15 protein-coding genes and 1 tRNA gene are annotated in these 14073 nt (G+C 40.6%); 8 read left to right on the top strand and 8 right to left on the bottom strand.

The genetic code is table 11. The features are described 5' to 3' along the window. Positions 1–145: 145 nt before the first annotated feature. The 4 genes from selB to V6W77_RS08420 are packed head-to-tail and all read right to left on the bottom strand — an operon-like array spanning position 146 to position 2874. The gene (gene selB / locus V6W77_RS08435; RefSeq protein WP_334254382.1) at positions 146–2002 is read right to left on the bottom strand and encodes a selenocysteine-specific translation elongation factor; all 1857 of its coding nucleotides are present in this window, start codon (positions 2000–2002) and stop codon (positions 146–148) included. A 19-nt stretch (positions 2003–2021) separates the two neighbouring features. After that, positions 2022–2309, bottom strand: coding sequence for a type II toxin-antitoxin system RelE/ParE family toxin (locus tag V6W77_RS08430; protein ID WP_334232466.1), 288 nt, complete (start codon positions 2307–2309; stop codon positions 2022–2024). Next, positions 2306–2476: a hypothetical protein gene (locus V6W77_RS08425; RefSeq protein WP_334254381.1), complete on the bottom strand. Its 171-nt coding sequence runs from the start codon at positions 2474–2476 to the stop codon at positions 2306–2308. The genes V6W77_RS08430 and V6W77_RS08425 overlap by 4 nt, the downstream gene beginning before the upstream one ends. A 53-nt stretch (positions 2477–2529) precedes the next feature. Next, positions 2530–2874: a helix-turn-helix domain-containing protein gene (locus V6W77_RS08420; RefSeq protein ID WP_334238447.1), complete on the bottom strand. Its 345-nt coding sequence runs from the start codon at positions 2872–2874 to the stop codon at positions 2530–2532. Between the two features lie 155 nt (positions 2875–3029). Here V6W77_RS08420 and V6W77_RS08415 point away from each other — a divergent pair, with 155 nt between their 5' ends. Then, a complete protein-coding gene (locus tag V6W77_RS08415) occupies positions 3030–3476 on the top strand; it encodes a hypothetical protein (RefSeq protein WP_334238449.1) in 447 nt (148 codons plus the stop codon). 29 nt (positions 3477–3505) lie between these two features. Here the strand turns inward: V6W77_RS08415 and selA are convergent, their stop codons facing one another. After that, a complete protein-coding gene (gene selA / locus V6W77_RS08410; RefSeq protein ID WP_334254380.1) occupies positions 3506–4885 on the bottom strand; it encodes an L-seryl-tRNA(Sec) selenium transferase in 1380 nt (459 codons plus the stop codon). Positions 4886–4952: 67 nt separating this feature from the next. Between selA and V6W77_RS08405 the strand changes: the two genes are divergently transcribed. From V6W77_RS08405 to nanA, 4 genes are all read left to right on the top strand, one after another. Beyond that, positions 4953–5047: transfer RNA gene (locus V6W77_RS08405), tRNA-Sec, on the top strand. 199 nt (positions 5048–5246) lie between these two features. Next, positions 5247–5936 carry an N-acetylmannosamine-6-phosphate 2-epimerase gene (locus V6W77_RS08400; protein WP_334248923.1) on the top strand — a complete coding sequence of 230 codons (690 nt, stop codon included), beginning with the start codon at positions 5247–5249 and terminating at the stop codon, positions 5934–5936. 9 nt (positions 5937–5945) lie between these two features. Continuing rightward, positions 5946–6848, top strand: coding sequence for an N-acetylmannosamine kinase (locus tag V6W77_RS08395; protein ID WP_334254379.1), 903 nt, complete (start codon positions 5946–5948; stop codon positions 6846–6848). A 25-nt stretch (positions 6849–6873) separates the two neighbouring features. After that, positions 6874–7752: an N-acetylneuraminate lyase gene (nanA, locus tag V6W77_RS08390; RefSeq protein WP_334254378.1), complete on the top strand. Its 879-nt coding sequence runs from the start codon at positions 6874–6876 to the stop codon at positions 7750–7752. A 135-nt stretch (positions 7753–7887) separates the two neighbouring features. On the opposite strand, the gene V6W77_RS08385 is transcribed toward nanA, so the two are convergent. Then, on the bottom strand, positions 7888–8691 hold the full coding sequence (locus V6W77_RS08385; protein ID WP_334254377.1) for a PA3715 family protein: 804 nt from the start codon (positions 8689–8691) through the stop codon (positions 7888–7890). 138 nt (positions 8692–8829) lie between these two features. Here V6W77_RS08385 and mioC point away from each other — a divergent pair, with 138 nt between their 5' ends. Together mioC and V6W77_RS08375 are read left to right on the top strand one after the other, a co-directional pair. Beyond that, the gene (gene mioC, locus V6W77_RS08380) at positions 8830–9270 is read left to right on the top strand and encodes an FMN-binding protein MioC (RefSeq protein ID WP_334232478.1); all 441 of its coding nucleotides are present in this window, start codon (positions 8830–8832) and stop codon (positions 9268–9270) included. Positions 9271–9280: 10 nt separating this feature from the next. Next, the gene (locus V6W77_RS08375; protein WP_334254376.1) at positions 9281–9433 is read left to right on the top strand and encodes a DUF1232 domain-containing protein; all 153 of its coding nucleotides are present in this window, start codon (positions 9281–9283) and stop codon (positions 9431–9433) included. Positions 9434–9506: 73 nt separating this feature from the next. Here the strand turns inward: V6W77_RS08375 and proS are convergent, their stop codons facing one another. Next, positions 9507–11222: a proline--tRNA ligase gene (gene proS / locus V6W77_RS08370; protein ID WP_334254375.1), complete on the bottom strand. Its 1716-nt coding sequence runs from the start codon at positions 11220–11222 to the stop codon at positions 9507–9509. A gap of 179 nt (positions 11223–11401) precedes the next feature. Between proS and V6W77_RS08365 the strand changes: the two genes are divergently transcribed. After that, a complete protein-coding gene (locus V6W77_RS08365) occupies positions 11402–12001 on the top strand; it encodes a hypothetical protein (protein WP_334254374.1) in 600 nt (199 codons plus the stop codon). Positions 12002–12046: 45 nt separating this feature from the next. Here V6W77_RS08365 and htpG read toward each other — a convergent pair whose 3' ends face one another. Then, entirely contained in the window at positions 12047–13927 is a 1881-nt protein-coding gene (gene htpG / locus V6W77_RS08360) for a molecular chaperone HtpG (RefSeq protein WP_283386640.1), read from the bottom strand. Positions 13928–14073: the final 146 nt, after the last annotated feature.

Below are 14073 nucleotides of genomic sequence, written 5' to 3'. Positions count from 1 at the left end.
GAATTTTTGTTTTTGAGCCACCGCTCCAAACACCATAAGAGATACGAAACTTCTTTGAGTTGCATTTGCCTCTTGGATTTTGAGTTTTAACATAGATTTTTAAATTAGTAAATTTATTTTTAATAATAAAAAATTCTATTCTGAATTAATTTGATGCAAAAGTTTCACAATCTCGTAACAAATGTACATCACCTTTGCGTCTCAAAAAACCGGAACGGTCGAAATATTCAATTAACTGAACTGTTAATTTTCGCCCATAACTTAACTCATCACGCAATTGATTCACCGAAATCGAGCCATTTTCCGCTATAAATTTCTTAATCAATGCGGCAAATTCGCTAATTTGCTCACTTAATAAGAAGCGGTCTTTCACAATCGGGATCAAATAACCTAACTTGCCTGCTTTATACAGAAGATTACGCATTTGGGTTTCATCAATAGAGAGCGAGCTCGCAATATCTCGCACCCAAAGTGCTTGATTAGTTGCTTCAAAAAGCGGTCGAATTTGTTGCCAAATTTGCAATTCGCTCGCATTAAACTCAATGCGATGTTCAGGCAAGTGCAACCAACCTCGGCTATTTGCCAAGACTTTTTGCTCCACCAAATCATCAATAAATTGATTAGCCAAATGTTCAGGCAAATCCAATAACGCAATGCGATATAAACGGGCTTTGGTTACACCGATTTGATCTTGGTGCTGCTGATGATATTCCGCCATTTTTTCCAACACTCGTTGCTGAGCTTGGGCTTTAAAATCGGCATTGAATAACCATTTTGAAGAAACATCAAAGCCAAGTTTTGCAATATCTTCAGCAAAACATTGCTCCGCCCATAATAGTAACGGCAAATCCATTGCTCTGTTTTGCAGATAAAGATCAATGCGTGCCGAAAAATCATTACAAGCGGTCGTTTTTGCTAAATTTTTTACCAATGCTAAACGCTCATCCGTGCGTTTATGACGTTTCGGCGAGTGGATTTCCAACACTTCCGCCCCCGCTAAAGTTTGGCTGTCATCGCCACTGCGGATAATCAACTTATCATTTACCGCAATATGCAATGGCTCGTCTAAAATCACTTCTGCAAAATATTGCTGATTTTTGACCGCTTGTTTGCCCTCAAGCAAATTGAGTTTGCCTGTAATGTGCGAGGCGAAGTGGTACAAATGAACAATGCTATTCTCTTTTAAGGCTTGATTTGCCGTAAGTAAAACCGTAATACGGTCGGTGGCAAATTTCGGCTCAAGCTCGGTAATCCAATCGCCACGCTTGATTTCTTCTTTTTCCACGTTTGCAATATTTAACGCCAAGCGTTGTCCTGCTACTCCCATTTCCGAAGGTGTATTTTGGGCGTGAATGGCTTTCACACGCACTTTTTTACCGTTCGACAAAAACAACTCAGAGCCAACGCTAACTTTGCCTGCCACCGTTGTACCTGTTACCACCAAGCCCGCTCCTTTCACATTAAATACACGGTCAATCGCATAACGGAACGGCTTATTTATTTGGTGATTTTTCTGATTAAGCTGAATTAAATGCGTTTTTAATTCATCAATACCTTGTGCGGTTTTCGCTGAAGTAATAAACGTTTTTGATTCCGCCAAAAACGGATATTGCGTTTTGATCTTCTCAACAAGAGCTGAAATTTGCTCAGGCTGAACCCGATCTGCTTTGGTAATTACGACCATAATATGTTGGAAATTCAACAAACGTAAAATATCCAAATGCTCTTCCGTTTGCGGTTTAATGCCTTCTTCGGCAGAAATAACCAATAATGCGTGGTTAATACCGCCCAAACCTGCCAACATATTGGATAAAAAACGCTGATGCCCCGGCACATCAATAAAGCCTAAAATATCATTTTCAACGGGCAAATAGGCATAACCCAAATCAATGGTCAGCCCCCTTTTTTGTTCTTCGGGAAGATGGGTTGTATCTGTGCCGGTTAAGGCTTGTAAAAGAGAGGTTTTGCCGTGATCGACGTGCCCTGCTGTGCAGATGATCATTGGAAGTCCTTGTATAAAATCAGTAACTGTTTTGACGAGCAGATTTAAAATCTACTATATAGATGTTTTCCTGACCAATCAGGAATTTTACTTGATATTTACCATTTAAAATGGGAATTTCTTTTTTCTTACGAAGTCGATAAACATCAGCCGTATAGGAAAGTTTATCCACTTCACTTTTTATTGCATCGTAAAATTGCTCAGCAATAATCGGGTTATGGGATTGTTGTAAAATATAATCCGCTTGATTAAACAATTTTCTTTCGGCTTGTATCAACCAAACGATATTGTAATCAAACTTCATCATTTTTCAGATAACCCTAATTTTTTACGCAAATCTTCCATTACTTGATCGTGTGATTTGGTTTCAACCAAACCTTTTTCCAATTTGGATAACAAATCAAGCTCATCATCTGTATAGAAATGCTTTTGTTTCTCTAATGTCTGCAAATCAGCTGATAAAGTGAGATCCATATTATTTCCCTCCACTATTTGATTTAAACATTCTAGCCGTATTTGGGTAAAGTTCAAGGCTTGGTTTTTAGGTGAATAACTAATTGCTCCAACATTTTGATTGAAAATTGACGATCATTATCCGAAAGATCTTTTAATAATAATGCGATATGTTCAATATCATCTTTTTGAGTTGAACCTTCATATAATAAATCTGCAACATTACAATGGAAAACCTTAGAAAATTCAAACAGTCTCATCAAGCTAGGCATCGCAACTCCACGCTCAATTCTTGATATTGCTTCATTTCCCAAATCTAATTTTTCAGCTAATTGTTCCTGGGTTAAACCCAATGCTTGTCTATATTTTGCAATATTTACACCAAGTTGTTTTGAAAAAATTGTTTTATCTACACCCATATCTACCCCTTAGTATTGAGGTAGTTAGTGAATAAAAAATCTTACGTAAGTAACAGGATTTAAAAAGTTGTTTTAAAAACAACTTATTATGTTGATAAAATCAACTATTTAGATCTATAATTATATAAATTCTGCTTAATAAGGAAGAAACTCAAATGAAAAAGAAACTCTTAAACCTAAGTACATTATTAGGATTATCTGTATTACTAGCAGGTTGTGCTACTAAAGATTTTGTACCTAAACAACTAAATGAAAATGCTAAAGGTATTTCAACAGTGAGAACAACTCCTTATGGTTGTAAAGTGTTAGGTGAAATTGAAGGTAAAGATGACATTCCTCCTTCTGATGGAGTTCCTCCTATTGCGGGAGGAGTAAGGTTAGTAGGGAATTCTTTATCTGTTATGAGAGATGGAGCAATGAATGATTTACGTAATAATGCTGTCGATGTTGTAGGAAATTCTAAGAAAAGAACCGTTTTAAAAATTGTTTCTGAAGTTGCATTCTGCTCTACAGGAGTTGTATGTAAAGATCAAACAATAGATAGCCAGTATGTTAGTAGTTATTTAGTTAAAGCCGAAATTTTTGAATGTGGCGACAAATAAAAATTAGGGAGCGAATTTGCTCCCTTTTTTCACCCCAACATCTCAATCAATTTTTCAAACTCCGCCACCGATCTTAAATCCAACCAAAATTTTTGGGCTGAAAATCTGCCGATAATCGGGCTTGGGAAGGTTTTAAATTGTTTTTCTAATACCAGTAAATCACTCTGTTTTTCGGCGGAAATGGTTACCGCTACCGAAGGTAAGGTTTCAGACGGTAACGCACCACTGCCGATTTGTGCGATGCTGGGTTCAATTTGCAAAATATAAGTGGAATTTAACCGCTTGCTTAATGCCTCTTTTAGTCGTTCGGCTTTACGTTGTAGCACTTCGATCGATTGGCTGAGTAAGTTTAAGGTCGGTAAATCTTGTGTGATTTTTTCAGGGAATAAATAGTGGCGGAGTGTTGCTTCAAGAGCAGATAAGATCACTTTATCGCAACGTAGTACCCGTTTTAATGGGTGTTGTTGCAATTGTTCGATCATCGCTTTGCTCCCCACAATAATGCCAGCTTGTGGGCCGCCTAATAATTTATCGCCCGAGAACGAAACCAAGCTCACGCCTGCTGCTACTTTTTGCTGCACCATTGGTTCAGCAGGTAAATTTAATGCTCGCATATCGGTTAGCGAGCCGCTGCCTAAATCGCTAATCACAGGTAAGTTAAACTCTTTGCCTAACGCCACTAATTCTTCTTCCGACACCGAGCTGGTAAAGCCTTCAATATGATAATTACTGGCGTGAACTTTCATCAAAAAGGCGGTATTTTCGGTGATCGCATTACGATAATCTTTCAAATGGGTTCGATTGGTTGTACCGACTTCCACCAACTTACAGCCCGCTTGAGCCATAATATCAGGAATGCGAAATGCTCCGCCAATTTCCACCAATTCGCCACGGGAAACAATCACCTCTTTACCTTGAGCAAAAGTGGCAAGCATTAACAACACCGCTGCGGCATTATTATTTACTACGCAAGCCGCCTCAGCACCCGTGAGCTTTTGCATTAACTCAGAAATATAATTATCACGATGCGAGCGTTTGCCCTCCGAAATATCAAACTCTAACGCTACATTATTTCGCATCGCGTTGGTTGCTGCATTAACCGCTTTTTCCGACCATAATCCACGCCCTAAATTCGTATGCAACACCGTGCCGGTAAGGTTAAAGACGGTTTGAATTTTTACTTCACTCAATGCTTGAAGTTGCTGTGCCAAGCAAGTAAAAAATTCATTTTCATCAGAAATAAAAGAGGGAACAGCGTGATGATTAACAATAAATTGCCGAGCCTGTTCAATCAGCAGGCGTGATTGTTCCACCACCGTAGAATGTGTAAATTTTTGGCATAATTCGACCGCTTGCGGTTGCTTTAAGAGATAGTCTATAGACGGAATTTGGCGAAATAGTTGCTGCATAGTCTTTTTTCTGTTGAGAATAGATTGGATAATTCTAATAAATAAAGTAGAATATTGCTACACATTCGGAAGTGCGTCATCTCCGGTGAGGTGGCAGGATTTCAAATCCTGTTGAGGACGCCAGCGTTCTCGGGTGGGTTCGACTCCCATTCACTTCCGCCAAATTCTAAAAGCCGTTAGCAATAACGGCTTTTTTCGTTTCTACATATCACTCACTTTTTATCAAAAATGCGACCTATCTCACATTTTTCTACTTTTCTATTTGTAGTAAATATTTATTAAAGTATAATTGTTTGGAGTATTTCTTCACACCAAAATCTAGTCCATTGACTACCTTTTGAAATCTAAAAAAGGAAACGTTATGTCAAAACTATCTCGTGATACTATTTTAAATAAAATTCAAAATGGGCTAATTGCCTCTTGCCAACCGGTGGACGATGGTCCGATGGATAAACCTGAAATTGTTGCCGCAATGGCGGCAGCCTCTGTGATTGGTGGAGCGAAAGGCATCCGTATTGAGGGCGTGGATAATTTAAAAGCCACTCGTGCGGCGGTTGATGTGCCGATTATCGGTATTGTAAAACGTGATTTGCCCGATTCACCCGTTCGTATTACCCCGTTCTTAGAAGATATTGACGCTCTCGCTGATGCCGGTGCCGATATTATTGCCGTAGATGGCACATTCCGCACACGTCCGGTCAGCATCGAAGATGCGGTAAAACGCATTCACGAAAAAGGCTGTTTAGCGATGGCAGACTGCTCAAACCTAGAAGAAGGTTTATTTTGCCAACAATTAGGCTTTGATATTGTCGGCAGTACAATGTCGGGCTATACAGGCGGACCTATTCCTGATGAGCCGGACTATCAATTAGTGAAAGATTTAAAAGCCGCAGGTTGTAATGTGATGGCAGAAGGTCGTTACAACACCCCGGAACTTGCTAAAGTAGCGATGGAAATCGGTGCTGATTATGTAACCGTTGGTTCAGCACTTACTAGATTAGAACACATCGTTAGCTGGTTTGCCGATTCGGTGAAATCTGCTCAAAAATAGAGGTAGCGTATGCGTTGTTTAGCCATAGATATTGGTGGTACGAAAATTGCGACGGCGATTGTTCACAACAATCAAGTGGAACAACGTAAGCAAATTCAAACTCCAACCGATCGACCTCAAGAAGACCAAGCCGCAAGTTTACACCAAGCGATTGGCGAGATTGTGCAAGGTTATCAAGGGCAATTTGATTTTGTCTCTGTTGCCTCAACAGGCATTATTAACCAAGGTGTACTCACCGCTCTGAACCCGAAAAACTTAGGCGGATTAGCTGAGTTCCCGCTGAAAGAGAGCATCGCTCGCCACACCGATAAGCCAATTGGTTTATTAAATGATGTACAAGCAGCGGTGTGTGCGGAATATTTATTTGAGAATGCACAAGCGGTCAAAAACTTTGTATTTATTACCGTTTCCACCGGCGTGGGCGGCGGTATTATTTTAAATGGCGAGTTACAAACCGGCCCGAACGGCATTGCCGGTCATATCGGACACACGCTTGCTGATCCAAACGGTCCTGTTTGCGGTTGTGGTCGTGTGGGTTGTGTTGAAGCCATTGCAGCCGGCAGAGCGATTGAGGCAGTATCCAGCAAATGGGCGGAGCCTTGCTCACCTAAGGAAGTATTCGAACGCTTTAGACAAGGTAATCAACAAGCGGTCGAATTAGTGGAAAAATCTGCAAAAGCAATTGCTAATTTAATTGCAGATTTAAAAATCAGTTTAGATATACAAAAAGTTGTTTTAGGTGGTAGTGTAGGCTTGGCGGAAGGGTATTTGCCACTTGTTCAAGGCTACTTATCAGAAATGCCTACTGTTTATCAATGTGCATTAGAAAATGCAAAATCCGGACAAGATGCCGGCTTAATCGGTGCAGCATATTGGGCGGAAAATCGCATTAAACAAGGATTAACTCTTTAACCAAACTCTTATTTTGGAGATTCAAATGAAAAATTTAAAAGGTATTTTCAGTGCGTTACTCGTTTCTTTTAACGAAGACGGCACGATCAATGAGAAAGGTTTACGTCAAATCGTCCGCTACAACATCGACAAGATGAAAGTAGACGGTTTATATGTGGGCGGCTCAACCGGTGAAAACTTTATGCTTTCTACCGAAGAGAAAAAAGAAATTTTCCGTATTGCGAAAGATGAAGCGAAAGACGAAATTGCATTAATCGCTCAAGTGGGTAGCGTAAACTTAAAAGAAGCGGTAGAGCTAGGTAAATACGCAACCGAATTAGGCTACGACAGCCTATCAGCGGTAACACCGTTCTACTACAAATTCAGCTTTGCGGAAATCAAAAACTTCTACGAAACCATTATTCGTGAAACCGGCAACAAAATGATTGTTTACTCAATCCCATTCTTAACAGGTGTAAACATCGGCGTAAGCCAATTCGCTGAATTATTTGAAAACGAAAAAATTATCGGCGTGAAATTCACCGCGGGCGATTTCTATCTGTTAGAGCGTCTGCGTAAAGCCTTCCCGAACCACTTAATCTATGCAGGTTTTGATGAAATGATGTTACCAGCAACCGTATTAGGTGTAGACGGTGCAATCGGCTCAACCTTCAACGTAAACGGTATTCGTGCTCGCCAAATCTTTGATTTAGCGCGTGAAGGTAAAATCAAAGAAGCATTTGAAATCCAAAACGTGACCAACGATTTAATCGAAGGTATTTTAGGCAACGGTTTATATCAAACCATCAAAGCCTTATTGGAAGAAGAAGGCGTTCAAGCAGGCTACTGCCGTGAGCCGATGACCAAAGAACTCAACGCACAACAAAAAGCAGTTGTGAAAGAGTTAAAAGCGAAATTCCTATAATTTCCTATAAAACTACAATAAAACAATAAAACTTTGCACCTTGATGTAACCAACTACTCAAGGTGCTTTTTTGTAAAAAATAGCAAAAAAATCACCGCTTGTTTATGTTACAAGCGGTGATTTTATCTAAACAGCTTAGTAGAGCCAATCCACCTTTTTCTCTGGTCTATAGTAATTGTCTTTATATTTTAATCGTAGTTTTTCTTGGTGATTGGTTTCTGATTTTAGCTCAGAATCTACCATATAAACCCCTTTACTCCATACTCTTTGGGTAATATCGGCTTTTAAAATAATATCGTTAAACCCATTCGTCTGATTTTTAGTATCCATCTCTAGTACAATTTCAGCACTCTCGGTTTTTGCCTCTTCGGAATCAACAATATGCCAAGTCTGCATTGGGTAATCAAAGATCAGTTTTAACGCATTATTTTCTGCAATAAATAACATTAAATTATCATTTGAAGAATATTCTGGGGCACTCGGACCACGTGTGGCGTTATTAAATCTCACACCGAACGCTCGCACATTTTTGTTAAGAATGTAACGTGCAGTATCAATTTTCAGACTACCAACTGAAACATCCACGGCAGCATCAATTTCTTGTTCTGCTTTCCATGATTGCAGAATTTCTTGATTATTTAACCGAGCGACTAAAAATTCCCATTTCGGCGTATTGTTCTGGTCGTTACCATAATTTTCTTTCGTATATTTAGCTTCTACTACCGCATAACTCACCAAGGTTTCTGTTTTATTGTTTGGGTCAAGCTTACAAGCAAAATCTAAAGTACGGTGAGAGAGTTCTTCAGTGGAAACATCTAAATATTGTGCAATGATTTTATTATGCTCTTCGGAACACTGTTGCTCTTTATGACTATCACTACTTTCAGCATAAACTGCTGCACTTAATACTAAAATAGAAAATAATTTTTTGTTTCTCATTTAATACCCCAAACAATGTTACATATAAGCACGATAGAGAAAAAACAGATTATTGTCTATATAAAAAGAATAATTTGCAAAGCCCCCCATCTTCGCTAGAATACTCCAACTATTTCTAACTCTAACGAGAGATTTACTATGACATCTATTTGCATTATTACCGGCAGTACCTTAGGCGGAGCGGAATATGTTGCCGATCACCTTAATGATGTATTAAGCAGCCAAGGTTTTGAGGTGGAATTATTTAACCAAGCGACCCTTGCCGATATTGAAGGGAAATCACATTTAATTGTGGTAACTTCTACCCACGGAGCCGGAGAGCTGCCGGATAATATCCAACCGCTTTTTAATGATTTAGCTGCAAGCTCTGCCGATTTCAGTGCAATGAAATTTGGTGTGGTTGGATTAGGGAGTTCCGATTACGACACGTTCTGCAATGCGGTCAATATTGTAGAAAACGCTCTTAAAGCTAAAGGTGCAAACCAAGTGTGCAAATCGCTACGCATTGATGTAGTGAATAATTTTGACCATGATGCGAGTGCTGAGGAGTGGTTACCTAATTTTGTGGAAAAACTATAAAGGCTACCAAATGAACAAAGCAAAATGGATTAAAGTTGCCATTATTTTATTTTATCTGTTTAGCCCGGTGGATATTTTACCTGAGGCGATTTTAGGTCCGCTTGGCTTAGTGGATGATGCCGCCGCAATTTTGTTACTAATTCAAACCCTTCTGAAAAAATAAGTTGCAAAAAATTGATAAAAAAAGACCGCTTGTAGAGGTTACAAGCGGTCTTTTTTCGCTAGAATTTTGCCAATTATGCTTTCACGTTCGCTTTTAAGAAATCAAGCAAGCTCTCTTTGGCGATCATCTGTTTCTCACCGTTGCGGCGGTTTTTGTATTCAATCTCGCCGTTTTCAAGGTTTTTCTCGCCAATTACCACCATATGTGGCACGCCGATTAATTCCATATCCGCAAACATAACACCCGGGCGCTCTTTACGATCATCAAAAATCACATCCACACCTTGTGCTTTTAAGGTTGAATATAACTCTTCCGCAAAGGCTTGAACGCTTTCCGATTTGTGCATATTCATCGGTACAATCGCTACCGTAAACGGTGCAATCTCATCACTTGGCCAAATAATACCACGCTCATCGTGATGTTGTTCAATCGCAGCCGCCACCACACGGGTTACACCAATACCGTAGCAACCCATTGTCATCACTAGCGGTTTACCGTCTTCGCCTTGAACTGTGGCTTTCATCGCTTCGGAATATTTTTTCCCTAATTGGAAAATATGCCCAACTTCAATACCACGTTTGATTTGAAGAGTACCTTTACCGTCTGGGCTTGGGTCGCCTTCTACAACATTACGCAAATCAAACACTTCAGGCATTGCCACATCACGTTCCCAGTTCACATTGAAATAATGTTTACCATCAATGTTTGCTCCACAACCGAAATCTGATATCAACGCTACTGAACGGTCGATAATCGCTGGGATTGGCAAGTTAATTACACCTAATGAACCGACACTTGCCCCGATTTTGGCTTTAATATCCGCTTCATCAGCAAACTCAAATGGGTCAGCCACTAACGGATGTTTTTGGGCTTTGATTTCGTTTAAATCGTGGTCGCCGCGAATCACTAATGCGATTAATGATTGTTCTTCGGTTGAACCTTTTACGATCAAGGTTTTTACCGTTTTTTCAATCGCTAAACCGTGATTTTCCACTAGCTCGTTAATTGTTTTCGCATTTGGCGTATCCACTAATTCCATTGCCGCCGTTGGAGCTTGGCGTTCACCCACCGCAACCGCTTCCGCCAATTCAATATTTGCCGCAAAATCTGACTCGGTTGAGAACACCACATCATCTTCACCGCTTGAAGCTAACACTTGGAACTCGTGCGAAGCCGAACCGCCAATTGAGCCGGTATCCGCTTGCACCGCACGGAAATCTAAGCCAAGACGGGTAAAGATGTTGCTGTAAACTTGATACATAACATCATAGGTTTCTTGCAGGCTCTCTTTGTCTGTGTGGAAAGAGTAAGCATCTTTCATCACAAACTCACGGGAACGCATTACACCAAAACGAGGGCGAACTTCATCACGGAATTTGGTTTGGATTTGGTAAAGATTCAGCGGAAGTTGTTTGTATGAAGAGACCTCACGGCGAACCAAATCAGTAATAACTTCTTCGTGGGTTGGACCAAGCACGAAATCACGCTCACCACGATCTTTAAAACGCAGCAATTCCGGACCATAATCGTTCCAACGACCGGATTCCACCCACAATTCCGCAGGCTGAACCACCGGCATTAATACCTCAATCGCCCCGCCTTTGTTCATTTCTTCACGAATGATATTTTCCACTTTTTTCAACACACGAATCCCGGTAGGCAACCAGTTGTATAAACCTGATGCCATCGGGCGAATCATTCCCGCACGCAACATTAATTGGTGGCTAACCACCTGAGCATCGTTCGGAGTTTCTTTCAGGGTTGAAAATAAATACTGACTTGTACGCATTGTTATTCCTATCTCTCTTTAAATATTGAAATCTCAAAAATCTGCTTATTTTAAAACAAAAGCGGTCAAATTTCCGATCTTTTTTGCAATTTGCAAAATTTTTCGAAAATTTAACCGCTTGTTGTGTATTACGTTTAAAAAATGTTAGGATAAGGAAAACTTGATAAAGGAGATCAACTATGGCTAGAATATTTTTATTAATTGCACTGGTTTTGGTGGTATTTATTGGTGGTAATTATCTTATCGGCAATAATAAGAAGGAAGAAAAAGTAGAAACGGTTGAAGCAGCAAAAACGGAAGCTCAAAAACCATCTCAACAAGTTGCAGAGCAACACAAAGAGTTGGAGGTAAAAAAACCTGAGCCTCTTCCGCCTGTTACAAAAGAAGAAGCGGCAGCTCAAGCAAAAGATTCTGAACCAACACCAGCACCGAGTGAGCAACAAGCATTACCGGAAGAACAATCACTTGAAGGTCATCAACAGCAGCAACCTGTTGATGTTCCACAAGCTAATCAAGCTCAACCAGAGCCAAAAACATTAGCCAATGAGCAAAAACCAGAAGCTCACGCAAAGACGCTTGAACACAATCCCGCAACATCAACAAGCGTAGCCCCTGAGGCTAAACCAGCCGTTCAGCAAACCACCCCTGAAGAGTTATCTAAAGCCGTGGGTCAAGAAGAACCTGCTCCGCATAAAGAGCAAGCCTTACCGGAAGAGCAATCTTTAGAAGGTCAAAGAGAGCAAAAAGCGGAACAACAACCAGAAACTAATAAGCAGTAATTCTTTCTAACAAAAAACACCTTCATTGAAGGTGTTTTTTTGTTATTACCCTAAGAGTTTATTCATTCGTTTAATAAATGCCGTTGGGTTTTCCAGCGTGCCTCGTTCGGCGAGTAATGCCTGCTCAAACAGTAATTCAATCCACTCATTAAACTCATCATCACTTGCAATATCCGCTACTTTTTTCACCATAGTATGATCCGGGTTTAGCTCGAAAGTATATTTTACTTCCGGTGCTTGTTGCCCCATTGCAGCAAAGAGTTTTGCCATTTGGGTGGTCATTTCGTCGCTATCGGTGGAAACCACAGCTGGGGTATCAGTTAAGCGATGAGTGAGCACTACATTTTTCACTCGTTCACCAAAGTAGCCCTTAGCTCGTTCTAAGAATGAGCCAAATTCTGCCTCTTGGGCTTTTTGGGTTTCTTCTTCCGCTTTGTCGGCAAGGTCGCCTAAGTCTAAATCCGACTTGGTAATGCTTTGCAATGGTTTACCGTCAAATTCGGTAAGATGACTGATTAACCACTCATCAATGCGGTCAGAAAGCAGTAATACTTCAATGCCTTTTTTGTTAAATAGCTCTAAATGCGGACTGTTTTTGGCAGCACTATAGCTGTCGGCAGTTAAGAAGTAGATCGCTTTCTGCCCCTCTTTCATTCTTGCAATATAATCGGCAAAACTGACCGCTTGTTCGCTACTGTCTGAGTGCGTTGAAGCAAAACGGAGCAAGCCTGCCACCTGTTGCTTGTTGGCAAAATCTTCGCCCACGCCTTCTTTCAGCACTAAGCCGAACGCTTGCCAGAATTGAGCATATTTTTCCGCATCGTCTTTCGCTAGTTTTTCCAGTAATTGCAATGCACGCTTAGTCAGAGCAGAACGGAGCGATTGGGTTACTCGGTTTTCTTGCAGAATTTCGCGGCTGACGTTGAGTGGCAAATCGTTAGTGTCTAATAGACCACGCATAAAACGCAGGTAGTTTGGCATAAACACTTCTGCATCGTCCATAATAAATACACGCTGAACGTAGAGTTTCAAACCGTGTTTCTGCTCACGTTGGAATAAATCCCAAGGGGCTTTACTCGGCACATAGAGCAAGCTGGTATACTCTTGTTTGCCTTCCACTTTGTTATGCGACCAGAGCAACGGATCGGCAAAATCGTGGCTGATGTGCTTGTAGAACTCTTTATATTCTTCGTCTGAAATCTCATTTTTCGATCTCGTCCAAAGGGCTTGAGCTTTGTTAATTTTTTCCCATTTTTGACCGCTTGTTTTACCTTCGTCATCGTATTCGTTGGTCTGAATTTCCACCGCTAAGCCGATGTGGTCGGAGTATTTACCGATAATCTCACGCAAACGCCATTCATTTAAAAATGCCTTTTCTTCTTCACGTAAGTGTAGAATGATTTCCGTGCCACGATCAGCTTTCTCAAAATCAGCAATGGTATATTCCCCTTCGCCTGCCGATTCCCAAATCACGCCTTGTTCGGCTGGCACGCCGGCAGCACGGGTTTTGACGGTAACTTTATCCGCTACAATAAACGAAGAATAGAAGCCCACGCCAAATTGACCGATAAGCTGACTATCTTTGGCTTGTTCTGTGCCGAGTGAGGCTAAAAATTCTTTTGTGCCTGATTTCGCAATCGTGCCTAAATGGTCAATTACCTGCTCACGAGTCATACCGATACCGTTATCGGCAATAGTAATTGTGCCGAGCGTTTCATCAATCGATACACGCACACGCAACTCACCATCGCCTTCATATAGAGCCGGCTCGGAAAGGGCTTTGAAACGGAGTTTATCCGCCGCATCACTCGCATTTGAGATCAGCTCACGCAGGAAAATTTCTTTGTTAGAGTAGAGAGAATGGATCATCAGCTGTAACAGCTGTTTTACTTCCGACTGGAAGCCACGGGTTTCTTGATTTGCCATTGTGTATTCCTTTTTCATCTAAAAACAGAAACTAAATGGGGCAAGCGGTCAAATTTTCAAGATTTTTTGCAAAAAATGAGAGAAAAAATACCGCTTGTCTGTAAGAAAAATGATTAAAAAATAGAGAAAACGTTATTTTCCCCTTA

Origin of the sequence: Mannheimia indoligenes, from assembly GCF_036880405.1 — a bacterium.
Taxonomy (GTDB): Bacteria; Pseudomonadota; Gammaproteobacteria; order Enterobacterales; family Pasteurellaceae; genus Mannheimia; species Mannheimia indoligenes.
This window is presented reverse-complemented; position numbering and strand designations above follow the sequence as displayed.